The organism is Paenibacillus sp. FSL R5-0623 (assembly GCF_037974265.1).
In the GTDB taxonomy this organism is placed as follows: domain Bacteria; phylum Bacillota; class Bacilli; order Paenibacillales; family Paenibacillaceae; genus Paenibacillus.
The window spans coordinates 252,208-277,909 of record NZ_CP150233.1 but is presented as its reverse complement, the minus strand read 5'-3'; the positions used below and the strand labels follow the sequence as shown (position 1 = coordinate 277,909).

General features: G+C 49.2%; 18 protein-coding genes and 1 pseudogene. 3 read left to right on the top strand and 16 right to left on the bottom strand.

Annotation, left to right across the window (positions count from 1 at the left end):
- Positions 1-109 precede the first annotated feature (109 nt).
- From MKY92_RS01270 to ytxJ, 8 genes and pseudogenes are all read right to left on the bottom strand, one after another.
- Positions 110-811: a response regulator gene (locus MKY92_RS01270; RefSeq protein ID WP_339298829.1), complete on the bottom strand. Its 702-nt coding sequence runs from the start codon at positions 809-811 to the stop codon at positions 110-112.
- Position 812: 1 nt separating this feature from the next.
- A complete protein-coding gene (locus tag MKY92_RS01265) occupies positions 813-2,405 on the bottom strand; it encodes an ATP-binding protein (RefSeq protein ID WP_339298828.1) in 1,593 nt (530 codons plus the stop codon).
- A 7-nt stretch (positions 2,406-2,412) separates the two neighbouring features.
- Positions 2,413-4,752, bottom strand: coding sequence for a histidine kinase (locus MKY92_RS01260; protein ID WP_339298827.1), 2,340 nt, complete (start codon positions 4,750-4,752; stop codon positions 2,413-2,415).
- A gap of 103 nt (positions 4,753-4,855) precedes the next feature.
- Positions 4,856-5,416 (bottom strand): potassium-transporting ATPase subunit KdpC, encoded by a 561-nt coding sequence (kdpC, locus tag MKY92_RS01255; protein WP_339298826.1) that lies wholly within the window; start codon positions 5,414-5,416, stop codon positions 4,856-4,858.
- A 60-nt stretch (positions 5,417-5,476) separates the two neighbouring features.
- Entirely contained in the window at positions 5,477-7,477 is a 2,001-nt protein-coding gene (kdpB, locus tag MKY92_RS01250) for a potassium-transporting ATPase subunit KdpB (RefSeq protein ID WP_339301636.1), read from the bottom strand.
- 209 nt (positions 7,478-7,686) lie between these two features.
- Positions 7,687-9,360 carry a potassium-transporting ATPase subunit KdpA gene (gene kdpA / locus MKY92_RS01245; protein WP_339301634.1) on the bottom strand — a complete coding sequence of 558 codons (1,674 nt, stop codon included), beginning with the start codon at positions 9,358-9,360 and terminating at the stop codon, positions 7,687-7,689.
- 472 nt (positions 9,361-9,832) lie between these two features.
- Positions 9,833-11,030, bottom strand: a pseudogene (locus tag MKY92_RS01240) (XRE family transcriptional regulator).
- Positions 11,031-11,100: 70 nt separating this feature from the next.
- Positions 11,101-11,640, bottom strand: a complete 540-nt coding sequence (gene ytxJ, locus MKY92_RS01235) for a bacillithiol system redox-active protein YtxJ (protein ID WP_339298825.1) — start codon at positions 11,638-11,640, stop codon at positions 11,101-11,103.
- 224 nt (positions 11,641-11,864) lie between these two features.
- Between ytxJ and MKY92_RS01230 the strand changes: the two genes are divergently transcribed.
- A complete protein-coding gene (locus MKY92_RS01230) occupies positions 11,865-12,719 on the top strand; it encodes a hypothetical protein (protein ID WP_339298824.1) in 855 nt (284 codons plus the stop codon).
- 119 nt (positions 12,720-12,838) lie between these two features.
- Here the strand turns inward: MKY92_RS01230 and MKY92_RS01225 are convergent, their stop codons facing one another.
- The 3 genes from MKY92_RS01225 to MKY92_RS01215 form a co-directional block, all read right to left on the bottom strand.
- Positions 12,839-13,267 (bottom strand): VOC family protein, encoded by a 429-nt coding sequence (locus tag MKY92_RS01225; protein ID WP_339298823.1) that lies wholly within the window; start codon positions 13,265-13,267, stop codon positions 12,839-12,841.
- Positions 13,268-13,433: 166 nt separating this feature from the next.
- The gene (locus tag MKY92_RS01220) at positions 13,434-13,994 is read right to left on the bottom strand and encodes a hypothetical protein (protein WP_339298822.1); all 561 of its coding nucleotides are present in this window, start codon (positions 13,992-13,994) and stop codon (positions 13,434-13,436) included.
- Between the two features lie 80 nt (positions 13,995-14,074).
- Positions 14,075-14,302 (bottom strand): hypothetical protein, encoded by a 228-nt coding sequence (locus tag MKY92_RS01215; protein WP_017691180.1) that lies wholly within the window; start codon positions 14,300-14,302, stop codon positions 14,075-14,077.
- A gap of 177 nt (positions 14,303-14,479) precedes the next feature.
- Between MKY92_RS01215 and MKY92_RS01210 the strand changes: the two genes are divergently transcribed.
- Positions 14,480-15,355 (top strand): CPBP family glutamic-type intramembrane protease, encoded by an 876-nt coding sequence (locus MKY92_RS01210; protein WP_339298821.1) that lies wholly within the window; start codon positions 14,480-14,482, stop codon positions 15,353-15,355.
- Between the two features lie 16 nt (positions 15,356-15,371).
- Positions 15,372-16,133 (top strand): MerR family transcriptional regulator, encoded by a 762-nt coding sequence (locus tag MKY92_RS01205; protein ID WP_339298820.1) that lies wholly within the window; start codon positions 15,372-15,374, stop codon positions 16,131-16,133.
- 49 nt (positions 16,134-16,182) lie between these two features.
- On the opposite strand, the gene MKY92_RS01200 is transcribed toward MKY92_RS01205, so the two are convergent.
- From MKY92_RS01200 to MKY92_RS01180, 5 genes are read right to left on the bottom strand one after another with little or no spacing between them, the layout of a single operon-like run.
- Positions 16,183-17,055 carry a sugar phosphate isomerase/epimerase gene (locus MKY92_RS01200; protein WP_339298819.1) on the bottom strand — a complete coding sequence of 291 codons (873 nt, stop codon included), beginning with the start codon at positions 17,053-17,055 and terminating at the stop codon, positions 16,183-16,185.
- Positions 17,056-17,067: 12 nt separating this feature from the next.
- On the bottom strand, positions 17,068-17,943 hold the full coding sequence (locus tag MKY92_RS01195) for a sugar phosphate isomerase/epimerase family protein (protein ID WP_339298818.1): 876 nt from the start codon (positions 17,941-17,943) through the stop codon (positions 17,068-17,070).
- Between the two features lie 38 nt (positions 17,944-17,981).
- Positions 17,982-21,128 (bottom strand): alpha-mannosidase, encoded by a 3,147-nt coding sequence (locus MKY92_RS01190; RefSeq protein WP_339298817.1) that lies wholly within the window; start codon positions 21,126-21,128, stop codon positions 17,982-17,984.
- Positions 21,125-23,437: a glycoside hydrolase family 3 N-terminal domain-containing protein gene (locus MKY92_RS01185; RefSeq protein WP_339298816.1), complete on the bottom strand. Its 2,313-nt coding sequence runs from the start codon at positions 23,435-23,437 to the stop codon at positions 21,125-21,127. Before MKY92_RS01185 ends, MKY92_RS01190 begins: the two co-directional genes overlap by 4 nt.
- A 45-nt stretch (positions 23,438-23,482) precedes the next feature.
- Positions 23,483-25,702: a helix-turn-helix domain-containing protein gene (locus MKY92_RS01180; RefSeq protein WP_339298815.1), complete on the bottom strand. Its 2,220-nt coding sequence runs from the start codon at positions 25,700-25,702 to the stop codon at positions 23,483-23,485.

Genomic DNA, 25,702 nt, shown 5'->3' with positions numbered 1-25,702 from the left:
CCGTTTCCTTTGCAGCTAAAGGGGACGGTGTATTGTTCGTTCTATAGCGCTCACGAACTGAATCGTGCATCACATCATGGTTAAGAACCCCCCCGCTCTCCCTTGAACCTTATTCGGCAGGAAGCAAAAAGCGATAACCAATGCCAGGCTCCGTCTGAATATATCGGGGATTGGTTGGATCTTCATTTAATTTTTTACGCAGATGTCCCACATATACCCGAAGATAGTGGCTGTCAGACTCATGATGATGCCCTCCCCATACTTGCTGCAAAAGCTGGCGCTGGGTGATGATCTTCCCCGCATTCGAAGCGAGCACCTTCAGCATCTCATATTCCGTTGGGGTTAATTTCACCAAAGCCCCCTCCAGTTCCACTTGCCTTTGGGCCAGATCAACCTTCAGTGATCCGAAGTGCAGTATTGGCTCATCTGTCGTTTTGGCTACATGACGTAGCGCCACCCGAATACGGGCGACCAACTCACCCATCCCAAAGGGTTTGGTCACATAATCATCTGCACCACCATCCAACGCGGCAATTTTGTCTCCCTCCTGATCCTTCGCTGTCAGCACAATAATCGGTACCTGTGACCATTCGCGAATCCGGCGAAGGACCTCCATACCGGACATGCCCGGCAAACCGAGATCTAGGATGATCAGATCCGGATGTACAATGCTGGCCTGAATAACGCCCTCTTCGCCATCCCCACACTCGTGGAGTTCGAATTGGTGTGCCTGAAGGGTGACCTTGAGCAATTTGCGAATCTGCGGCTCATCATCGATCACCAGTATGCGAGCCCCTAGTGGTGCGTTCATGTTATTCTTCAACCTCTCCTTGTTCTGAATAGGGAAACCGTGGTCCGTGAGCCTCCATGGGGATATCTATGCGCATTCTCGTTCCCCCGCCCGGATTCGGCTCTGCTACTATGGTACCTCCGTGGACCTCCACAATGCCTTTGCAGATTGCCAGACCAAGCCCCGTTCCTGTGACATGCTGAGTCGACTCCGAGCGATAGAACTTATCAAATATACGTACTCTTTCCGCTTCCGGTATACCGATGCCTTGATCGGCCACCACGATCGTCAATTGACTCGGACTTTTATCACTCCCCACAGTCATGACAATCTGGCTCTCATCAGGCGAATATTTGATGGCGTTGCTGACGATATTGACCAGCACCTGCTCCAGCAATACTTCATCTCCATAAATGAACACCGGATCATCAGGAAGTTCAACTTGAATGTTACGATGCGGACTGAATTCCCGAACTTGTGTCAGTACAACGCTGATTATATCTTCCACGTCACACCATTTTCGGTTCAGTTGCAACATACCGCTCTCCAGCCGAACCATACCCAGCAGATTCGTGACGAGACGATTCATGCGCAAGGCTCCATCCCGAATGTTGCCAGTTAATTCTCTCCGATCCTCGGGTGTAAAAAGAGTATCATTCTCCAACAATCCCGTAGCCGAGCCGATAATGGCGGTTAGGGGCGTACGCAATTCATGAGAGACAGAATCCAGCAGCGCTGTGCGTATACGCTCCGATTCGGCAGTGATCTGTGCCAATCGGGCCTCTTCCGCCAACTTCACTCGGGCAATAGCACCTGCGGCCAGTCCACCGCATGCCTCCAACAGACGAAGCTGTTCTTGCTGTACATTAACTTCGCCAGCGTCCATGCTCACGGCGAGCACGCCATGAATCTGCTCCTCTGTGCGTAGCGGCACGTAAAGTCCGGGAGATTCCCGCAAAGTAGATGATCCTTTACCGGCGACCTGTCCGTGATTATACACCCATTTGGCAATGGAAATCTCCGACTCTCCATCTCCCCAGCCATCCTTTTCCCCCTCTGATGCGGGTGCAGAAGAGCTTGTAACCAGCAGATCCCCCTGCCCATCTGGAAGATACACAGCTGCTGGCTTGCCCAAGGTGAGCGAAACCTGGGTTGCAATGTTAACCAGCAACGTATTCAGATCCGTAATGGCTGTCATCTGACGACTCAATGCGTACAGGGAGTTAGTCGTGGCTTCACGTGCTTTTACCATCTCCAGTTGTTGTCGCAATCGACCTGCAAGACTCGCTGTCAGGATCGCCACCGCAAGATACACGACAAAAGAGATGAGATATCTCAAATCCTCAACCGTAAAGCTCAGATATGGCGGTACAAAAAAGAAGTCAAACATAATGACACTAAAACTCGCGGCATATACGGCCGGCCCCATTCCCCAATACACAGCACTCACCAGAACGGGAAATAGGTATACAAGCGCTACATTAACCAAATCACCACTCATGCCGATGGCATGAAGCAGCAAAGTTAGCAGCGTCACCCCAAGAGTCACCCATACATATGCCGGGACCCGTTTATTATGGGATGCCTGCGTTTCTTTTTTTATTCGTTCAGACAATATCCATTCACATCCCGCTCAGTTCATAATCGTAATCTGCAACGATCAGTACATCCAGATGCCGCGACAAGTGTACCAGTCGGTTGACCACCGAACCTGAGCCCCGGTAGCCATTCAGCCACCACACCCGTCTTGCCTGTCCTACCACCAACTGGGTTGCTCTCGCCTCCGATGCCTTTCTTGCCAAAATCTCAGGTACATCGCGCAGCCTTGGACTATGATGAATATGAAATTGACCACCAAGCCGAATCGTCAGCTGCTCCAACGCCTCCAGATGGCACTTCACTTCGTCACTCATGGACTCACCGATGTGGATATGATGTACATGCCAGATGGCTTTTAGACGAAAAGCCATACGGAATCCACGTCGGATCAGCCGCTCGGCATGACGATCACTGCTTACACATACGAAGACTGCTTCCTGTCTGCGCCAAGGTCCTCGAAGTGCGATTTTGGCCTGCTGTGTTTCAAGCCGTTCATCCACATCGTCCGCCAGTTCACGAAGGGCAAGTTCTCGCAAGGCAATCAGATTACCGATTTTAAAGAAATTCGCAAGGGCTTGCTCGACCTTGGCAGTTGCATAGATTTTACCCTCCCTCATGCGTTGCCGCAAGGCCTGGGGCGCCACATCAATCAACTGCACCTCATCTGCCATCTGAATGATCCGATCGGGTACGGTCTCGCGGACACGAACACCGGTAATATGTTCAACGGCATCATTCAGACTTTCGAGATGTTGTACATTCATTGTGGTAATCACCGAAATGCCTGCATTTAGCAGGAGCAGGACATCTTCATAACGCTTTTGCCGGACACTTCCGGGCACATTTGTATGCGCCAGTTCATCCACAAGCACCACTTCCGGACAAAGACGCAGAATGCCCTCCGTGTCCAACTCTTCCAGACGAGCCTCCTGATAAACGCGTTGCGCGCGAGGGATCACAGATAGGTGGCCCATCTGCTCCACGGTTTCCGCCCGCCCATGTGTCTCCAGCAAGCCGATCTGCACATCGATGCCCTTGCGGAGCAAATCATTGCCTTCCCGAAGCATCATGTAGGTTTTGCCTACACCTGGTGCAGCTCCGATATATATTTTAAATGTGCCGCGCTGAATCTGACCAATCTGTTCCTTCATTTCCTGCTCGCTTAGTCTGCGGTATGTCAGCGACTCCACATCGTTAACTTTAGCCGGAACCACACGTTCACCCTCCCTGGCCGCTCGATCAGCAACCAGAAACAGGTCGACACCACGTAATCTGCGCAGCAGCGAGTTAACAACGGACCCTTGCCACAGTTCCTGCCAGCGCGTACGCCGGGAGTGTCCCATCACAATGCGGGTAATCTGGTGTTCCATTGCGTAACGTGCCAGCGTAGACGGGATGTTGCGACGGCGTAATATAGACAGCTCCTCCATATGGCCGCCAAACTTCTCTACCAACTTGATCATATTGCGCCGAAATACGGTTGCCTCCTTGGTTAATGGCTGCTTCATATTCCGAAAAACCACAGCGCACAAATCACCATTCAGCCGTTTGGCAATCTGTTGTCCACGCCGGATATAGATGGAGCCATTCCAGTGATATTGTGTAGACACCAAAATCCGTTCCATGATGCCTGTTGTGACGGTAATTCCCATCTCCTCTCGATGCTCACGCAGGGATTCATTAACTCCCTCCGCAACCAATCTCAGGGCCAGTTCGCGCAGAATGCCCAGATTGCCTTGACGAAAAACAGCTTCTCCCTCATGCCCCTTCAGATGACCTTCTGCCAGACGGCTCAGTATGGTTTCCGGCGTGACGTCAATCAACTTCACTTCATCCGCAAGCTCCAGTGTATCCGCAGGAACGGTATGTTCTACTGCGATACCAGTGAGCTGCCGCGCCAGCTCCGTATACCCTTCCAGCTCATACACATTCACCGTTGTCATGACACTGATGTTGTTACGGAGCAAAAACTGAATGTCCTCCAGCCGGGTAGCATATCGAGCGCCTTCTCTGTTGCGATGTGCCAAACCATCCACCAGCACAACCTCCGGATTACGCGCCACTAGTGCATCCAGGTTGAGGTCCTTCATCTCTGCATCATCACTCTGGCGCAACCAGTGAATGCTTGGAATCCGTTCGAGTGCGCCAAGCTGTTCCACCGTTTCCGGTCTGCGCATTGTGGAGACGGCGCAGATGACCACATCAATGCCCTGCTCGCGCATCGTATTCCCTTCTCGTAACATGTGATACGTTTTGCCCGATCCGCTGACTGGGCCGATGTAGATTTTGAGCGTACCCTGCTGCAGCTTCGTAATCATCTTCAACATCTCTTCTGGTGACTTGCGCTTGAAGCTGTCTTCCATCTGTCCTCTCCCCCTTTCTTATTAGAGCGTGTTTTAAAATATGAAGAAAAAAATGGAGAAAGCCCCTCCCGATATATCGTGAGCAGGCTAATATGTTCGTTCGTTAGTTTATTTCTGCTGTCAGCGCCAGATTCAGAGCCGTTACATTCACACGCGGTTCCCCGAATATACCCATCTGACGACCTTCCGTATGCTCATTTACAAGTTGCACAAGCTGCTGTTCACTAAGCCCGGTAGCTTTGCTAATGCGTGGAATCTGTGCCTCAGCGGCTTCGGGAGAGAGATCCGGATCAAGTCCAGAGCCTGAACCCGTCACGAGATCAGCAGGGATCTGCTTTAATCCCGGGTTTTCCTGCTGGAGCTGAGCGATCTTTTCCTTCATCTCGCTGATATACTCCTCCGAAGCTACGGCGCGATTTGAACCGGCTGAAGCCGTTGGGTCATAACCGGCATTTGATGCCCGGGGCTGGAACAGCCCCGGCGATTGGATTTCCTGCGCCAGCAGGGACGAGCCGATGATTTTCTCATCTTGCGTAATCAGACTGCCGTTCGCCTGCGCAGGAAAGAGAAGTTGGGCTACACCAGTTGTTACAAGCGGGTAGATTAAGCCGCATATCAACATAAGCACAACGGATAACCGTACGGCGGGCAAGAACATGTTCATACAGATCACTTCCTGAATTCATTAGGATAAAAGGACAATTTTGATAACGTTGTTACCTCGTTAAAGAATCCCCGACAGAACCATGTCAATCAGCTTAATGCCGATAAAAGGTACAATCACACCACCTACGCCATAGATGAATACATTGCGGCCAAGCAGCCTTTCGGCTGACATCGCCCGATACTTAACCCCTTTCATCGCTATGGGAATAAGCAGCGGAATAATAATGGCGTTGAAGATCAGCGCCGACAGGATCGCAGACTGCGGCGAAGCCAGATTCATAATATTCAGCGCCTGAAGCTGCGGCATGGCGAGAATAAACATGGCTGGAATGATGGCAAAATATTTCGCGATATCATTGGATATCGAAAAGGTTGTGAGTGCGCCGCGTGTAATCAGCAGCTGCTTGCCAATGGAGACGACCGACAATAGCTTGGTCGGGTCGGAATCCAGGTCAATCATGTTGGCCGCTTCCTTGGCCGCCATGGTGCCCGAATTCATCGCCAGGCCCACATCGGCCTGCGCCAGAGCAGGAGCATCGTTCGTACCATCGCCTGTCATGGCGACGAGTTTGCCCTCCTGCTGCTCTTTTTTGATCGCCGCAATCTTGTCCTCGGGCTTCGCTTCGGCAATAAAATCATCCACGCCCGCTTCCAGCGCTATGGTCGCTGCGGTCAGCGGATTGTCGCCTGTACACATAATGGTCTTAATGCCCATGGCACGCATCTCAGCGAACTTCTCTTTCAGTCCTGGCTTCACAGTGTCTTTCAGATAGATCACACCGTAGATTCGCTCATCGATGGCCACAGCAAGCGGCGTGCCTCCAGCCTTCGCAATACGATTTGCAATCTCATCCAGATCATCGGGTATGCGACCTCCTTCGGAAGCAATATAACGTTTGATCGCATCCACCGCACCTTTGCGGATTTTCATACCGCTACTCAGATTGAGACCGGACATCCGAGTCTCTGCTGTGAATTCCACATTTTCCGCATTTGCATACTCCGTCTCAGACCAGCTCTGACCTTGTTTGCCTGCTAATTCCACAACAGAACGTCCTTCCGGGGTCTCATCCCGCACAGAAGCCTGTAAAGCACCTTGCGTCATCTCTGAAGTAGTGATGCCCTGAACGGGAATAAACTCAGATGCCATGCGGTTTCCGTATGTGATCGTTCCTGTTTTGTCCAAAATCAACGTATCGATATCCCCAGCCGCTTCCACCGCTTTACCTGACATGGCGAGCACATTGAACTGCGTAACACGGTCCATCCCGGCAATACCAATGGCAGACAGTAACCCACCAATTGTGGTTGGAATCAAGCAGACGAGCAGTGCAATCAGAGTCGCCAGATCCAGTCGAATACCCAGGTAATTCGCCATTGGAACCATTGTCAGGATGACGATCAGAAAGATCAGGGTTAATACGGCGAGCAGGGTTGTCAACGCAATTTCATTGGGTGTTTTCTGGCGCTGAGCACCCTCAACCAGAGAGATCATCCGGTCAAGGAATGACTCACCCGGATCGGTCTGAACACGCATGATGATGTAATCGGACACGACGCGTGTACCTCCGGTAACGGAGGAGAAATCGCCTCCTGCCTCCTTGATAACTGGAGCGGATTCTCCCGTAATGGCCGATTCATCAATGGAGGCCAAGCCTTCTGTAATTTCACCGTCCGTTGGGATCAGTTCACCGACTTCCACGCGGACTATATCACCCTTTTTCAACTGGGTCGAAGACACTTGCCGGATTGTTCCATCCTTCTGCACCAGATTGGCCAGGGTGTCCGACTTCGTCTTCCGTAACGTATCCGCCTGCGCTTTACCTCTGCCTTCTGCAAGTGCCTCCGCGAAGTTAGCGAACAGCAGCGTGAATAGCAGAATGAAAAACACGGCGATGTTGTACCCGCGCCCAGCCTCGGATGCGGTGAAAAGATCGGGATTGATGCATAATAAGAGCGTAATGAATGTACCTACCTCGACAATAAACATGACCGGATTTTTGATCATGACCACCGGATTTAGCTTCTTGAACGCATCCAGTGAAGCCTGAAGTATCATATCCTTGCTTAACGACCGTTTCGATCCGGGATCACGTTGAATATTACCGCGATTGTTGTCCGGCTCGTTGACCTTCGTTCTTAACATTTCTGTATCCATGTGTTGCATCGTCTGCTCCTTCTTTCGTTCGACTGCATTCATCGTGCACTGCCACCTCCATACGTTACGTCCTTACACCAATTCCCTTTGTAGCACCCCTGTCATATACCTCATTGAATCATCGCCAGATGCTCTGCAATCGGTCCAAGAGCAAGCGACGGGAAGAACGTAAGTGCGCCGACAACAACGATCATCATGACCAAGACGCCCGCAAAGAGAGGTGTGTGTGTCCGCAATGTTCCCGTGGTTACCGGTACAACCCGTTTCGTAGCGAGTGAACCCGCTATGGCCAGCATGGCGATCATTGAAACGTACCTTCCCAGCAGCATAACGATACCAATCGCAATGTTGTAAAAGTCTGTATTGGCATTTAGTCCGGCAAAAGCCGATCCATTATTGGCCGCACCTGAGGCAAAAGCATAGAGAACCTCCGTCAGACCATGCATGCCCCCGTTCGAGATGGACGCAATGGCTTCAGGCCGCATAAGCGCGAGTGCCGTTGGCGCAAGAATAATCAAAGGATGAATGAGCAACGCAATGGATGCGAGCTTTACCTCTTTGCCCTCGATTTTTTTGCCCAGAAACTCTGGTGTTCGTCCCACCATTAATCCACAGATAAACACAGCCAGAATCACATACAACAGTCCGTTGATCAGCCCTACCCCTTTACCGCCAAACACGTTATTGAGCATCATTTGGGCCAGTGAGACCAGACCCCCAAGCGGGGTAAGCGACTCGTGCATATTATTGACCGATCCTGTTGTAGCCGCCGTCGTGACCGCTGTAAATAAAGCCGACTCCGGTATGCCGAACCTGACCTCTTTCCCCTCCATATTGCCTTGAAGACCTACTGCATCCAGTGCGGGTACACCTCGATATTCGGAGACAAATACGGTGGTCAACATCACAAGGAAAAGAAAACTCATCGCCGCGAACAATGCCCAACCCTGCTTCCGGTTATCGACCATCAAGCCAAAGGCGTATACCAGTGCTGTTGGCAGCAACATCATACAGACGATATGCACCAAGTTGCTCAGGGCCGTTGGATTCTCGAAGGGATGTGCAGCATTGGTTCCAAACCAGCCACCGCCGTTGGTGCCAATGTGTTTGATCGACTCCAGTGAAGCGACCAGTCCACGTGAGATCGTCTGCTGCGCGCCTTCCAACGTGGTTGCATTCACTGCTCCCGCGAGTGTCTGAGGCACCCCCTGGAACACGAGGAACAAGGCCACGATGAAACTCAGTGGTAAAAAAATTCTCGTAATCGACCGTACAAGGTCGACATAAAAGTTCCCCAATTCATCCCGGCGGCCTACCAGTCCGCGAATGAATGCAATGGCTACTGCAAATCCCGTCGCTGCGGACGTAAACATCGGGAACGTCACGGCCAGCATCTGTGACAGATACGACAAGGCATTCTCGCCCGTATACGACTGCCAGTTCGTGTTGGTCATGAACGAAACGGCTGTATTAAATGCCTGCGCCGCTGGCATATTGCCGATTCTATCCGGGTTAAGTGGCAAATACTTTTGCAGTCGCAGCACCAGAAACATCAATACCAACATTACAACGTTGGAGAGGAGAACGGCCGTGAGGTACTTTTTCCACCCCATGGATTCATTCTCCCGTACCCCCATCACTCGATAGAGCAGTCGCTCCGGCCCACCAAAAACCCGATCCAGCCCCGTTCGCTGTCCATCGAACACGTTCACTACATATTTTCCCACCGGTTTCACCAACAGCAGGATGATCAGTAGCGTCACCGCTACTTGCACTACACCGATACCCATATCCGCATTTCCTCCCTATTCGACGTTCCCTTGTTCCGCATTACGTACATCGTCAGCATCAGAATTTCTCCGGCTTCACCAGCACATAACCGAGATATATCACCAGTGCGAGCACAATCATGCCGATGACGATCATCTGGCTTCCCCCTCTCTACCCTCAAGCCTTCTCGCAGAATTTCACAAATCCCCAAAACACCGCAAACAGCAGAACAACCAATCCAATCATCGTGGCATCATTCACCATGCGCCCTTCCTACCTCCCTCTTTCTACCGTTCTCTGTACCTTGCTACATGTAAAATCGTAATACGAAACGCTGTAAAAAAGGGGTAAAGAAATACCTCCACAGGTGTAAAAAAAACGTAAAAAAGACCCGCTCTCCTCAGCTAGGGGCTGAAAAGAACAGGTCTATGATCATTTTTATACGGAGCAATCCATTACGTACCAGTTTATTACCTACCAGTCATTTCAAGAGCTACGTGTAGGCATTTCCCTAACATTTTGAATACTAGTTTGTGGCTTGTTCGTCATGTACTTGTTAAAAAAGTCGGTGTTTATTCCTGTCATATGATGAAAGAAGGAAGTTTCCACTTTCCAATCCTCCTCAATCATATAACGGATATCCACAAGACCTTTATTGGAAAGCAGGTCAATAATGGTTTTAATTCGCATCGGCTTTTGAAGTGGAATCTCCCTGTCGAAAGGCTCCTTTTCCAGATATCCTCTTCGGTGCATCGCCGCATAGAAATTACGATGATCCTTAGCTTCCATCATTCCTAGATGTGCTGCTCTGTATCCCAACACTTGTAGGGAAGTCTTCCATTTCTTTTTCAAGTCAAGGTACTGATCGGGATTCGTCTTGTGAGTAATATCATTCATGTCCAATGCGAACTCTTCCTCAGGTAATAAAAAGGCACCCGCAAACAGATTGGCTTCATTCTCGATCAATTTGTGTTCTTTCCGATCCAGATTGACAAACTCAAGACGATAATGAAGCAACAAATGACCAAGCTCATGTGCAACATCGAAATTCCTACGAACCGCAGAACGTTTGATGTTGCCCAGTATGATAAACGGACGATCATTTCGTGTCCAAAGGCTGTTACGCATCAATTTCTTCACCAATCGCTTTTTCAAAAACATATACACCACTTTTTTCGATCCGGAACATCAGGTTCTCATTCGTGGATGGCTCCATATTCAGCCGTTGTCTCGCAAGATGGGCAACATAATGGATCTGAGTCGTACGATCATCATCTGTATGGTTCATATACTCAATTGCCTCTTCCCGCAATTGGATAATATTCAGTGTGGGAAGGCTGATCTGAGCGGTAATATAATTAATGAACGTGTCCAGATATTCTACATGCTTTGCTTCTGTCTGTCTCTTGGATATCACATTCATCACTTTCGAACGATAGGCAATGTTCATAACATCAATGTTGGCTGCGTTATTACGCTGTGTAAGCATATCTTTCGTATAAAAATACTTACTTTTCACACTGAAAATGCGTTTCAACTCATTCACAATTGGCACCTTCGGAGAGGTATACGCATTTTCATATTGCCAGACTGCTTGTTATGTCACACCTAATTGTTCGGAGAGCTGTTTTCTCGAATACCCATGCATGATCCGCAAATTGGTCAAATTTTCACCAACGAACATGCTGCTCCCTCCTTACTGAACGACACAGGGAATCACCCCCGCTGTTCTCCTTCCAAAATTTCAATGGCCTTCATCCAAATGGATTCTGTGCCCACTGCAATAATCTCTTTTTTGTGATTTTTCCATGGGAGGTATGATGGACGACTTTTCCCTGATCGAGCAGAAGTACCTGTGGTGACTCATGATGAACCTCTGTCTCTTCCGCAATGTAGCGGGACAACGAGCGATTTTCAATCACTTTGACGATGCGGTAGTCCATAGGTTGTTTGGGATCCGATGCATTGGTGCCTACAAACGCCATAAACTCTCTGTACGCTCTCGCACTGGTCGGACAAGTTGTGCTGTGTTTCAGGATAAGCACCGGATGATCCTGCGAGCGATGAAGCACGTCTTCCCAGTCATCTGGTTTATGCAATTCACGGACATGTTCGCTGAGCATATGTTCCGAGTCTGCCCCCGCACGTTTGCTAACTACCGAACCAATCACAATGCCAAGCGCCATGCCAAAAGCAATCCCGAGTCCAAGCTGCTGTGTAGCTGTACCAATACTCACTCCCATGGCAACACCTATAGCCAGCCATACGGCTTGATGATTTACTTTTTTATCCATACAGATCTTCCCTTCCTGAAATATATATATCAAGGTTATATAACTTCTACCCTTATATTCTGATCAAATTATAGCATAGGCCTCTGTGAGCAGGCGTTGATAATCTTCATCTCTGGGTACAGATTTCAGCGTTTCGATTTATGCAAAATGCTCATTTGTGATACACTGGTTGTAATTTGGAAACGATGAACATGAAGAATGGATTGGAAGGGCGGAAATTCCATATGACATACGCGTTTATGATTGAACCACAGGATTTTATTGCGCTGGATAACGAAGATGAGCTGATTGAGAAATGTCAGGAGTGGGGCTTGCTTTCGGGTAAAGCAACCAAACTCAAAACGTTCTATTATAAAGGAAACGGATTAAACATGCCGTGCACCATCATTGGATATGTCGATCACATGGCAGCCGTAATTCAACTGGATAATGGACAAAAACATTGCATTCACCCGTCGTATCTGAAGGAAATGCAAGCGTCCAGTTACAGCGCCAGAAGCATAAGTAATGCCGGGTCAGATCGAAGCACAGAATCCTCAACTTCGGATAAAGTCGCACCAGTCTCTGCTGATGTTACGCCAACTCCAGATGCCCTGGTAAACCCGAATGAAATGCCGGTGGATCTGGATGATTCGGACGATACGGACACAGATGAATTCTCCTCTGGGCTGAAGGGTGATCCGGATGGGCTGGTGGAAGAGTATGTTGGACCTCAGTCTGGGGCAGCCAGTGAAGCCAAACCCAAAGCCAAAACAGCGAGCAAAGCCAAGACCGTCAAGATTGATCTGCCCGAAGGTAAAGTGAAGATGAGTGCCGTTGTCAAAGAATTCACCACCGTACCGAATCACTTCTCTGACAATGACGATGAAGTCATCATCTATGAAGCAGTTACCATCACGGAGCCAGACGTCATTGACGTTGGGGAAGCCTGGTCGAGCCACAGTGCTACGGTTAAGAAAAAAGAACTGGAAGTGGGAGACGTTATCACGTTTGAAGCCAAAATCATCAAGAAGAAGCTGACACGTAATCCGGTTCCTTATAAAATCAACAACCCTTCCAAGATTCAGAAGGAAGGTTAATCAAGGAAGATAATCACGAGTCATTATTACAAAAAAAAGCAAAAAAACCTCCACAACTGCTTAAAGCAGATTGCGGAGGTTTTTGCCATTTGAAGCTTATATTAGTGAAGAGTTCGCTCTTAAGCTTGTCCCGGCGTAGCACTGATCTGAAACTGTACGCCAAACTTGTCGACAACCGAGCCGTAGGCTGGACTCCAGAACGTCTCTTGTATCGGCATTTTCACTTCGCCGCCGTCTTGCAACTGGTTGAAAATCGCTTTGGCTTCTTCCGCTGTATCCGTGTTCACTGTAACGGTAATATGATTACCTACAGTGTGCGGCATGCCTGGAAACGTATCAGACAACATTAATACCGAGCTGCCAATCTGCAAAGAAGCATGCATAATACGGTCTTTCGCTTCTGGCGGGATGGGGTGATTCGGGTCAGACGGACCGTCGCCAAATGTTTGAAGCGCGAGCACTTCGGCTCCAAATGCCTTTTGATAAAAATCTACCGCTTCACGTCCATTACCGTCTGTTACCAGATACACATTCAAGCTGATCGACATGCGTTCTTCATCTCCTTGGGCTCATGTAATTATACGATTCACGCCACTTGCGACATGAGTATATATGAACAGGTTGTCCTTTGACAAGCGTATATTTCTGCACTCATCACTGCGGACCTTTACACGATTAGGGTTACCAACATATTCTTAATCCTTCCCTCTCCCACTACTTCTTGCGCCTGCGTATGTAGTAGAGAACCGTGATCAGAACACCCGGAACCAGTGCTGCAAAACTGGCATAGATCAGACACCATTTCAACAGGGTAAATATCGGAGTGAGTTCAGCAAGCACAGGTGTACGTTCAGGATAACGATACATGATCAGGGACGCACCTATATTTTCAAGCATGTCCATAACCCAACCTAAGACCGGAATCAGATTCACCCAGCGCCAACGACTCTTTACCGGAAGTTCGCGATAGAGTATCGATAACAGAACAACCAACAGAAACAGATAGACCAAGGGCCATATGAGGTCAAATGTGAATCGTGCCTGAATATAGGCGCTCCGCCCTGTTTCACCAAACTGCTCAGCCATCTGATAAAGATCATTTGCAGTGTACAGAAACGATGAATCCGGGGACTGCCCACCACCTGTGGCTTCCTCCGACTTTGCCGCCTGCCAGGGCAGAATGAATGCAATAAAACAAGCAAATACAACAACCGCAGCAACAACCCATTTCCAATTCACCCGCTGATAGAACCAATTTGACACTTTATTCAGCACGTTCCGTCCCCTTTCCGATAAAAAAAAAGACCACTCTCCCGAATCCTGTCGGTAAAATGGTTGTGTTCAATCCTATGAAGTTATCGAGCTTGAACGATGTTATCTATTTCACTTTTCAATAAGAGGTATCGGTGAACACTTCTCATGATCGGGACCTTCGTTAGTTTGTTCTTGTCCACGTACAGTTTCATCTGGTCTTTGGTCAAACCAAGCAAACTTCCAGCTTCCGATACCGTCAATACTACCTCGGGGTTCGTAGCATTAAACGTCCTCTTTACTTTCTGATTCCAGTCCTCGAATACCTGCATAGATCAGTGACATCTCCTATCCATAGCCAGTTATTATCAGGCTGAATATATCCATTATACCACACTTGTGCTGCTCGTAACTTAATCCTTGCGCAGAACCATATTCTGATAGGCATATTTCCTGCTTGACCCTGACGTTAACTCGAGGGTTTATACTGGCTTCAGGAGGGGATTAGCATGAGTATGTCAACTGAACATGTAACCAAGAAACGACGCAGCAGTGGAATAGCCATTATTGGAATGAGTTGGTTGACAATGACATTGGGTCTGTTTTTTGCTACACTCGCAGGGGAGTTTGTCAGCACTATTGGTGCTGCTGAATGGATGGTTCATCTCACCCAAGCTGTTGTCATTATTAGTATCGTCTTGCCCGTACTATTCGTCATTCGAAGACACTTCCATATGAAGTCTGTTCTTCTTCCTCTGACAGGAAAAAGCATAATTCACTTGCTCTTTGGCGCATTATTTGCCACTTCTCTGGCCTTCATCGGGTTAGCGATAGCTAGTATGAACAACTGGATTACGATTACGGAGTGGCACTTCTCAGCCGAGTTCTTGCTTGCTGTTGCACTTAATAGTTGTATTGCTTTCTTGTACGAAGCTTTGCCAGAGGAACTATCCATGCGAGGCATGGTCTATGATGGATTACGCTTCAGACTGCGACTTCCTGTGTTTTTCGCTTATGTAACTCAAATCATACTCTTTCTGCTGGTTCCGATGAGTGTCAGCCTATTGCAAGAGCTCGTCGGTATGGATGCCGGAAACCGGATAACCTTGGATTATATGATCCTGCTCTTGACCTATGGTATTACGTTACAGCTTCTGCGCAGTTTGACCGGATCTTTATGGGCCTCCATCGGATTTCATATCGCTTACCTGGAGGTAGCCAGATTCGTTGTTATGCCAGGTGATAGACCGCCATTGTTAAACTATACCGCGCAAGATAACGGGTTAGCCGAAATATTTATTTTGTATATGATGATAATCTTCGTCGGTGGGATCATTCTGGCGGTGCTCAATGCATGGCACTGGTGGAAAATACATAAATCATGAGGGAGGGTTCTGCCTGTTGTATACCGTTGGACAACTATCCAAACATACCGGAGTATCCATCCGAACACTGCATTATTATGAAAAGCTGGGTTTACTGCGACCGGCCCGTAATGAGAACAATCAGTATCGCTTATACGGTGAAAAGGATATTTTACGGCTTCAGCAGATTACCATTCTGAAGAAAATGCATTTTAAATTGAATGAGATTGGAGAATTCCTCGATCAGGATGCTGCTCGCTCTGAACCAGAAAGTACCCTTACTTTATGGAATAATACGTTGGAACAACAACTGACCGTCGTTAAGGAACAGCAGGAGAGATTAAGCAAGGTCGAGCATCTTCTTTTTTCAACCATATATGCCATCAGAGCATCTGGTACAATCAGTCTGGATGAAATGTTGGGTTTCATCCGTGAACTGGATCAGCCTCCGGGCAAGTTCCGTCAAGATGTTTTTACACCTGAAGAAATGGAATCGTTACCTCTGAATAATCAGAACAATTCATTATCAATGGAATGGGCTGATATTCTTAAAGATATTCATGCATGCAAGATGGAACCAGCGGATTCCGAAGCCTCACGATTACTGGCCATCCGAATCTCTGATTATGCTGAAAGGGCTTTTCAAGGGAATGCAGAATTGGCAGAAAAATATTGGGATTATATCGCCCCGGCGGATGATCATTCAGCTCGTGTATATGGTATGACAACGGATACCATGCGTTACATCGAAATGATCCTGGATCGATGGGCAGTCCAGAATCCTGATGATCAACAATAAGAGCCACTTCGAAAAGTGGCCCTTGAATCCATTCTCTCGTTATGCTTCGTTACGCCTCTTCCCAGAAGCGGCGCAGGTTGTCCATGGCGATTTTGGATGCGGATTTGCATTCCTCCATGCCTTCGAACTCCACTGTAATGTTGCCATCGTAACCGGAATCTTTGATGAGCTTTACAATTTTACGGATTGGAATATCCCCTTGTCCAACGATAGCACCACGAAGGAAGTTGCCGTATGCTGTCGTAAACCATTCACCCTCACCCGGATGCTCATCATAAGGACGGAAGTAAAAATCTTTGAAGTGGACCAGAGAAGCGTACGGCAGATTTTTCATGACACCGATGATCGGGTTCTCATCCACGCACATGAAGTTGCCAATATCGAGTGTTGTTTTGAAGTTCGGACGATCTACAGCATCCAGAACACGCTGCACCCGATCACTCGCCTGCACGCTGAAGCCGTGATTCTCAATGGTTGTCGTGATGTCAAACTGCGCAGCATAGTCCGCAATGATCTGGCTTCCTTTCACCATCAGCGGCAGATGTTCCTCGAACCAGGCAATGGTCATCTTCTCTTTCGGCAGGGTAAACGCCGTGACGTCATGACGCATATGTTTTACACCCATCCGGTGTACGACATCCACATGTCTTTTGACCCGAGCCATCTCTTCTGCAAACGCCTCTTCCGTCTCCTGCACGAAATTCGCTGGCATCGAGTAGTTGGACAGTTCAATACCCGCAGACGCCGCCCGTTCCCGAATCGCATCCGCCAGATCGTGATTATCCTCCACGGTATAACCGTAAGGAACCATCTCCATATGCTCGCCGCCGTTCGCCGCAATCCAGTCGATCACATCCAGCACCGTCATCTCACCCGAATTCAAATCGTTCAACAAACTATACGTGCTCAGGCCCACTTTCATCTGCTCAGCTCCCTATCGATATTGTTGGATAAATTGAACCGCTTTGCGAATGTCCCGCTCCGGCTGATCGCCTACCTCACGCTCAATCGTCAGATAACCGGTGTACCCAATCTCCTGAAGAGCTGCAAAGTATCCGTCAAAATCAACGCTACCCTCGCCCAGTGGCACCTCACGGAAGAAAGTCCCGGAAGAGACCATCTCGGCAATCTTATCGTGATCCATAGGCGCATAACCGACTGCACCGTATACATCTCGTGGATCCACTTCCTTCAGCCGCACACCATCCTTCACATGGGTATGTACGATGTAATCCTTGAGCAGATGAACGCCCCGCGCCGGATCATCTCCGGTCACCATCACCATATTTGCCGGGTCAAAATTCACCGATACTCCGTTAGTCGACAACGTATCCAGGAATCCTTTCAAATCAGCAGCCGTTTCCGGTCCTGTCTCAATGGCAAAGTACGCACCAACACTCTTGGCGTATTGGCCCAGTTCCTCACAAGCAGCATGCAGCGTAGCATAAACTTCCGATGAAGGATCATGTGGAACAATACCGATATGTGTTGTGACGATGTTGGTGCCCAGATCCAAAGCGAGATCCACGATCCGCTTCGACTTCTCCACTTTCCACGGATTATCTTCCTTGACCTGAAACCCATGTCCACCCAGATCGCCGACCAATGCTGAAATGTCGAGACCTAGAGAATCGATGTAACTCTTCAGCTCCTTGCGCGCCGCAGGCGACAAATTTTCAGGGTCCATCTCTCCCTTGACGGCATAGATCTGCACACCTTCTGCACCTACATCTTTGGCTTTGTTCAACCCTTCCCGTACGCCTACACCAAAGCTATCCACGATGACACCGATCTTGTTCGTTAATTTCATGTCATACCTCCCGTGATTGAATGAGTAACTCTACGTTCTCATGTAAATGTAAGGTTCGACTCATTACTGATATCAACAAGTTTCACCGACTTGATCTCATACGGTTTAAAGGTCAGTTCGAATGCTCCATTCACACTAGCCAACGGATGGATCTCATCCTCCAACAGATTAATGATGGACGCTTTGATTTCCTTTTCAGCCCACTGAACATGCACCTTTTCTCTACTTCCTGTTGATTCGTAGAAACGCAACACCGTTCCCGAGCCGTCTTCTGCAGGCTTAATTGCATCCAGAATGACATGCTCACTGTGGAATTGAACCCAAGTGTGTTCGGCTGGCAATTGACCCGAAGAATGACTCGCTGTTACAACTTCCACCGGATGATTCAGCTCCATCGCCCGGCGAACGACGGCAGCTTGTCGCCAATCGCCCTGGTGGGGCAGAAATGAATATGTGAATTCATGATTGCCTTGATCGGCATATTCATCCGGCCATTTTGGAGCACGAAGCAGGGACAGGCGTATCGTCCGATCCTTGATGTCATAGCCGTACTTGCAATCATTCAGCAAACTGACACCACTATTGCCCTCCGAGATATCCGCCCAGCGATGCCCGCAGACCTCGAACTGCGCCTGCTCCCAACTGGTGTTGTTATGAGTTGGACGCTCCAGCGCTCCAAACGGAATCTCATAGGCTGCTTTGGCTGCCACCAGATCCACCGGAAAGGCCACCTTGAGCAGTTTATGGCTCTCATTCCACTTCACTTTTGTATGGAAATCAACACGCCGCTGGTAACGATGAAAAATAATATCCTGGCTGATCTCCGATTGATTCAGCTTCCAGACAAAACGCAGTACATCTCGCGTAGCCCCGCGCTGTACAACCTCTTTGGAGATCAGCTGCACCGCACCTGCCCGCTGGGATTCAAATCGTGGATCGATATCCCAAGCATCCCAGTACGTCGGTTTGTCGTGGAAAAACTGCCACTCATTCGCCCGATCACCGGGCTTCAGCCAGTCGCGTCCTACCGTTTTGTCATACCATCTGGTGATCTCTCCCAAGTCATTGAACTCAAGGGTATAGAACTCGGTGTCCCATGTGGAAGGGAAGGATTCTTCTTCCCTTACTGGAAGGATAACATCCGCTGCCTCACGCAGCCATATCGTTGTATACCCAAAAGCAGGAATCGACGGAACATGGACAAGTAGCGTATACTTGTCTTCCTTTTGTTCGAGATCACAGGCTAGACGGTTCCCCTGGCGATCAAATGCAGTCAATCCAGCGAGGCGGGCATCTCCTGTAATGGTGATATTCTCTCCACGTTCCCAGCCGAGGCTGTTGAATATAACGTAGGGGAGACCATCCACTCCATCTGTCGTAACCCTGTCCGCAAGGGTATCCAGCGTTTCCCGCAGTGCGGATGTACCGAGTGTAAATACCTTCGTGTACTCCTCGGTGGACGTTACGTATACTTCAGGAATCGACGTTCCCGGAATAATGTCATGGAATTGGTTGAGCATAATCAACTTCCAGCCTTCATCCAGATCATTCTTCGTGTGTGTGGCGTAAGCCCCGGCAAATTGCCCCCAGATCTCCGCTTCCCGATATAATACCTCTGCCTTACGGTTGCTACGTTTGTTCCTTGCATGGGTCGTATAGGTTCCGCGATGCAGCTCCAGGTACAAGTCCCCGTGCCACTTTGGCAACGTCGGTTTATTTATTGATATGTCTTCAAAAAAAGCGCCTGCTGTGCTGAATTTGCTGATCGGCTGCCCCACCATCAAATGGGATCGCTCCGCAAACTCCACCATCTCATTCGTCACGCCGCCACCACCATCGCCATGTCCATAAAGCAACATTTGCTCAGGGTGCACATCCTTTTGTTTAAATGATTGCCAATGTTCATCCACATCTTTGGGCCGCGTATGCTCATTCACCCCATGATTCAGATAAGCGAGTACGGAAGTACCATCAATGCCTACCCAGTCGAAGAGGTCATACGGAAACGCATTAGTATCATTCCAATTCAGCTTGGTCGTCATAAAATAAGGAATATCCGCAAGCTTCAGCATCTGCGGCAAGGAAGCACAGTAACCAAAGGTATCCGGTAGCCACTCGATGTTGGAGCGTTTGCCAAACTCCGCCTGATAGAAGTTCTGTCCATACAGAATCTGCCGAACTAACGACTCGCCACTCGGAATATTCAGATCCGGCTCGACCCACATGCCACCGACCAGCTCCCAGCGGCCTTCGGCAATACGGGCTTTAACTCGCTCGTACAGCTCCGGGTAATGATCCTTCACAAAGGCATACAACTGCGGCTGGCTCTGGGAATATACAAAGTCCGGGTACGTATCCATCAAGGTACACATGGTCGAGAACGTACGACTGGACTTGCGCACCGTCTCACGTACAGGCCACAGCCAGGCAATATCAATGTGGGATTGTCCGACCAGATGCATGAAGCCACTCCGATATTCCTCCGGGTCTTCCTGCTGTACCGACTGTACTAACCCATGTTCGAAGTTCTGTATCCAGGCTGCATCACTCCAGCGTTCCGGGTCATTGTACATGTTATCCATCACCTGATGAATGACCTGAATAAGGGCCATGCGCTTGGGCTCCTTCTCGTTATATGCCCGGAGTGACTCGGCGAGTACCGTAACGCTGTACATCAGGCTCTGCAATGGCTGATTCACATGAACCAATGCTGCCCGAATGCCCTGAATAGGCGGCTGAATAACAGCTTGTCGGTTGAGTGGATCATGCGGCTCTGGAATCGGATCGTAGAGTTCAATCTCCAACTGCGGCGTATTGCCTACCCGACTTCGCGGAAGGGGTACGAATCCGTGATTTTGATCCACCCCGTGATAAGGTATGCCATTCACCTTCAGCAGCCCTTCTCCTCCAGCCTCGAAGACCAGCCCAACAGCTCGATCCCCCCAACTGTCCGGAATCTCCACACATTTGCTCAGAAAATACGTCGTTCCATGTACGCTGTTCAGCGGATTCAAGCTTTGCATGGCCTTGTCTGCCTGCTCATCTTCATTTACTTCTGCCTGTTCGTACTCGTATTCCCCTGGCCGAATGTATCTGGCCCTCTGCATCTCCCACGCCGGAAGCTCGATCGTATTCAGCCATTGCCGCTGTTTCAGATCTTCGATGAATCGCTGAATTCGAATCATACCTTCGCCCCCACCTTCTGGATATGCAGACTACAAGCGGTCCAGTCAGCCGAATTGCGGCCAACCATGAGCCTGAATTCACCCGGTTCTACGACAGACTGGAGACGAGAGTCGATCAGTGCGAGATGTTCTTTTTGCACAGGGAATGTAACGGTCTGGGTCTGTCCTGGCTCCAGATGGATTTTACGAAAACCCCTCAGTGACATTTCAGCTCGGGTGACCGAAGCCGATACATCCGTGATGTACAACTGCACAACCTCGCTTCCCGATACCGCTCCAGTATTGGTGACTTCAACCATCACCTGTGCCTCATCTTCTGGACCAATTACGTCGGGTACAACCCTTACATTCTCGTAACTGAAATCGGTGTAGCTCAGTCCATATCCAAACGGATACTGCGGCGCCAGATCCATCTCCAGATACCGCTTGCCACGAGTGCGTTTGGCATGATAGTAGATCGGAAGTTGCCCAACATGCTTGGGAATGGAAACCGTAAGGCGCCCCGATGGATTCACATCGCCAAACAGAATATCCGCAATCGCGTTACCACCTTCCTGTCCGGGGTACCACGCTTCCACAATGGCATGGACATGCTCATCAATCCAAGGTTCAGCAATGGGGCGGCCGTTAATATACACCACGATAACGGGTTTCCCGAGCTTATGTACCTCCTGCACCAGCTCCAATTGAATACCCATGAGATTCAGGGATGCCCGGTCAATGCCCTCACCGCACTCCATGTCGTTCCATGGATCATCGGTTACCACTGAAGCACCTGTCCGCAAGTCTATCGTGCCTTCACCAAAATCGCGGGCGCTGGAACCACCCATCACCATCACAATGACATCGGCCTGTTCCGCACAGGCGAGCGCTTGTGCAAATCCCTCTCTGGAATCGCCTTTAATCCGGCAACCAGGTGCGTACAGTACCTGACCCGAATCCGCGCCAAGTTTGCGCGTAATGCCATCCAGTACGGTGACAATCTGCTCTCTCGGTTGTGGCGAGGTATAGTCCCCAAGTTGGTTATAGATATGGTTCGCGTTCGGACCAATGACAGCTATCTTCGTACCTGTTTTGGCAAGCGGAAGGGTATTCCCCTCATTTTTCAGTAAAACAATCCCCTCTTGTGCCACTTCCCTCGCCAGCTGAGTATGGTCTTCACATCCGATAATCCGCTCTGCAAACTCTGGATCAACGAAAGGCTTTTCAAATAACCCGAGTCTGAATTTCGTCTCCAACACCCGCCGCACAGCCAAGTCCAGATCCTTCTCTTCGATCAGCCCCTGCTCCAACGCCTGACCGAGATGTTTGCGGTACATGTACCCGGACATCTCCATATCCACTCCTGCTTGAAGAGACTGTGCCACGGCCTGCTCCCCGTTCTCAGCGGTGTTATGTCCATGGACCAGCATCTGAATGGCGCCAAAATCAGTAATCACAAACCCATCAAAACCCCACTGCTCACGCAGAAGGTCATTCAGCAGATACGTACTGGACGTGCAAGGTACCCCATCAATTTCGTTATATGCGGTCATCACGGAGCAAGCCCCGGCTTCCACTGCCTTTTTGAATGGCAACAGATCTATTTCATGCAATTCACGTAATCCCATATGCACAGGTGCTGCATTACGCCCACCCTCCGAACTGCCATAAGCTGCAAAATGCTTAAGTGTCGCCACAATCGTCTGGTTGGAATCAAGGCGGTTACCCTGTAGTCCCTTCATGGCTTCTACTGCAAATTCACCAATCAAGTATGGATCTTCGGCAAAACATTCCTCCGTCCGCCCCCATCTCGGGTCACGTACGACATCCAGCACCGGGGAATACGTTGCCGCTCCCCCCTGGCTCCGGGTCTCCACAGCGATGGCTTCACACATCTTGCGGTATAACTCCATATTCCATGTGCTGCCCACCGTTAACGGTACCGGAAAAACTGTTGCCCCGATCGCCATATGCCCGTGGGAACATTCTTCTCCGAACAAAATGGGAATGCCCAGCCGGGAATGCTCCATGGCATACTGCTGAATGACATTTGTGGCAACGGCTCCCTGCCGTGGAGTAAGCCCCGTTTCAAGTGTCACTTCAGTCCATGGATCGGCCCGAAGCACACCATACAGAGAACCGACACCGCCCTGTTCCATGTCTGCTTTGAACTCTTCCGTCACCTGTACTGTACCATCAGCTGCTTTATCATACGTCTTCCATCCCATCGGCTGAATGAGTTGTCCAATCTTCTCTGCCGTTGTCATCCGTCCGATCAGATCCTGAACCCGTTCCTGAATGGGAAGCGAAGCATCTTTATAGTCCATATGCACATTCTCCTTATGCGTTCGGAATTAGTTAGGCGCGTGCACTCACATGGCTTTGCGGTAGTCACTTGGTGCCACACCCACCACGTTCTTGAAGGCCCGGTTGAAGGAATTATAGTTCGTGTATCCCACTTCCTCACTGATCTCCTGAATGGCCTTATCCGTCTCCTGCATGAGCAGCTTGGCTTTTTCGATACGATGACTAATGAGCAGATCCACAAACTTCTCCCCAATCTCATCCTTGAAAAGCTTGCTCAGATACTTCGGATTAATATCGAATAGATCACTAAGGTAGTTCAGTGACAGATCAGGATTGTTGTAATGCTCTTCGATGTATTTGCGAATCTCCAGAATATGTGATCTGTGTTTTCGGGAACAATGCAGCGTCTGCATCTGCAGCGCCAGTTCCCGGAATCCTTCCCAGCACAGCTCACGCAGATCGTCTAACGTTTCCCAGCCCTCAAGCCTTGGAAGAAGTGGAGTGAATATCGCTGCCCACGACTCCTGATACTCTCGTGGAAGTTCAGCGAATTCCCGATTGTAATGTTGAAATAACAATTGGATCGTATTCATAATCTCCTGACGGGACAGGACAGACTCACTAATCTGTTCAAATAGCCTTTCAAAATGCTTTTCCCAGACATCGTCCGATAAGCGCATCGCCTGAACCAGCAGTGAGATGGTCTTCAGGAACTCATACACATCATTGGTTGAATTCGGCACGTCACTACACGGAATGATACGATTCATCCCCAGTACAGCCTTGTATTCCAGCGCGTGCACAGCTTCTTTCAATGAAGCTCTCAGTCCCCGAATATCGACGGCAACCCGACCAACACCGATGGTCACAGTAAAGTTCAGATACTGATCAATTCTGTCCAAATAACCAGTGAGCAACCGATGCTCGGTCTCCTCGGCCTGTTCCATTTCTGGAATCCAGAGAATGGCGTACAGACGCTGATCGGAGATCCATTCAGCCCACACTTCCGTTCCTTCATGACGTGCACTCTCCTGCAGAATACTGGATAACACGAATTTCAGGAGGGATTGGTCCTGGTGATGATACTCCGTCACAAATGCATCATACCGATCCATCTCGACTACCATGACGGCCCAACGATGCTGCAGCTCAGGCAGTTTGAACTTCCTCATCTCCGCTGTCAGCTCCGTGCTCGTAAAGTCTCGTGTGCCCTCCAGCAACTCCTGAAAGAACATTTTTTTCTGCAAAATCAGATTCTCTTCATGCTCCTCCTGATATTGCCTCGTCTGATCAATCATGCGTTCCAGCGTTGTATGGATAAATCGGAACTCATTCTCCTTGCCATAGTTGAGCCCCGATTGTTTCTGCGAAGAGACGGTCTGAATCAACGTGACAATCTGCTGAATCGGCTTGTAATTTCTACGGGTCACGTAGATCACCCATACCACACCGATCAACACAACCACTACAGCAAAGGCAAACCAAATATTATAAAATTGCAGAGTCCATTTGACGATTTTTCCATTGTTGAGACCTGTCTGCACCTTCCAACCACTATAACTCGACGTAAATTCGGAGAAGACTTCTCCCGACGTGGTTTTAGTAGAAGCTGCAATCCCTCCTGGCATGCTGCTATCCCACAGATTGCCGCCCGAACGGTTGAAGATGTTCACAAACGTAAATTCCGGATCATACATCTGCATAATGGATTTTCTCAGGGTACTCAGGTCCACATTTGTCACCACAAGTCCTTTGCCGTTTCCTACACTTCGCACAATAGTAATTACCTGCTCCGTCGCTTGCGATGGAAAAGCCCGGAACGCTCGTGCTCCTGCCCACTTCTGTTCATCCCTTGACCGGCTATCTGCAATAAAGTCTGCATCCGGGAACTCTTCAATCGGAACAGCCTTCCCGTTACTGAAGACCGTGCCATCCCCGTATCGAACGAGATAAATCGAATCAATCAGCGGATACTCTATTTTCAATTCATCAACCACCTGGACCGCCTGAATGCCGGCATACACATCTTCGCTGCCAGATACCGAGAAATAATTCTTCAAGTTAGGGTTGGTCAAAATCTCACGCAGTACCTTGAAATCGATGGAACGCAGGGAGTTGTCCAGATATTGCGTTACCTGTGATGCCAGGAATTCATTGGCCTTGAGCGCTTCCCTCCGGTTCTGTTCATTGAATACCTGGAAGAAAATAAAAAAGAGAATGGTCGTCACAATAAAGAAAACAGGCAGATACGATAACAGCAAACGCCTAAACCAATTGTTGTTCAT

What these genes read in the sequence shown, in the direction of transcription:
- MKY92_RS01270 (WP_339298829.1), bottom strand. Translation starts at nt 811, where the DNA reads ATGAACGCACCACTAGGGGCTCGCATACTGGTGATCGATGATGAGCCG.
- MKY92_RS01260 (WP_339298827.1), bottom strand. Translation starts at nt 4,752, where the DNA reads ATGGAAGACAGCTTCAAGCGCAAGTCACCAGAAGAGATGTTGAAGATG.
- kdpC (WP_339298826.1), bottom strand. Translation starts at nt 5,416, where the DNA reads ATGAACATGTTCTTGCCCGCCGTACGGTTATCCGTTGTGCTTATGTTG.
- kdpB (WP_339301636.1), bottom strand. Translation starts at nt 7,477, where the DNA reads ATGATACTTCAGGCTTCACTGGATGCGTTCAAGAAGCTAAATCCGGTG.
- ytxJ (WP_339298825.1), bottom strand. Translation starts at nt 11,640, where the DNA reads ATGGATAAAAAAGTAAATCATCAAGCCGTATGGCTGGCTATAGGTGTT.
- MKY92_RS01230 (WP_339298824.1), top strand. Translation starts at nt 11,865, where the DNA reads ATGACATACGCGTTTATGATTGAACCACAGGATTTTATTGCGCTGGAT.
- MKY92_RS01225 (WP_339298823.1), bottom strand. Translation starts at nt 13,267, where the DNA reads ATGTCGATCAGCTTGAATGTGTATCTGGTAACAGACGGTAATGGACGT.
- MKY92_RS01215 (WP_017691180.1), bottom strand. Translation starts at nt 14,302, where the DNA reads ATGCAGGTATTCGAGGACTGGAATCAGAAAGTAAAGAGGACGTTTAAT.
- MKY92_RS01210 (WP_339298821.1), top strand. Translation starts at nt 14,480, where the DNA reads ATGAGTATGTCAACTGAACATGTAACCAAGAAACGACGCAGCAGTGGA.
- MKY92_RS01200 (WP_339298819.1), bottom strand. Translation starts at nt 17,055, where the DNA reads ATGAAAGTGGGCCTGAGCACGTATAGTTTGTTGAACGATTTGAATTCG.
- MKY92_RS01195 (WP_339298818.1), bottom strand. Translation starts at nt 17,943, where the DNA reads ATGAAATTAACGAACAAGATCGGTGTCATCGTGGATAGCTTTGGTGTA.
- MKY92_RS01190 (WP_339298817.1), bottom strand. Translation starts at nt 21,128, where the DNA reads ATGATTCGAATTCAGCGATTCATCGAAGATCTGAAACAGCGGCAATGG.
- MKY92_RS01185 (WP_339298816.1), bottom strand. Translation starts at nt 23,437, where the DNA reads ATGGACTATAAAGATGCTTCGCTTCCCATTCAGGAACGGGTTCAGGAT.
- MKY92_RS01180 (WP_339298815.1), bottom strand. Translation starts at nt 25,702, where the DNA reads ATGAACAACAATTGGTTTAGGCGTTTGCTGTTATCGTATCTGCCTGTT.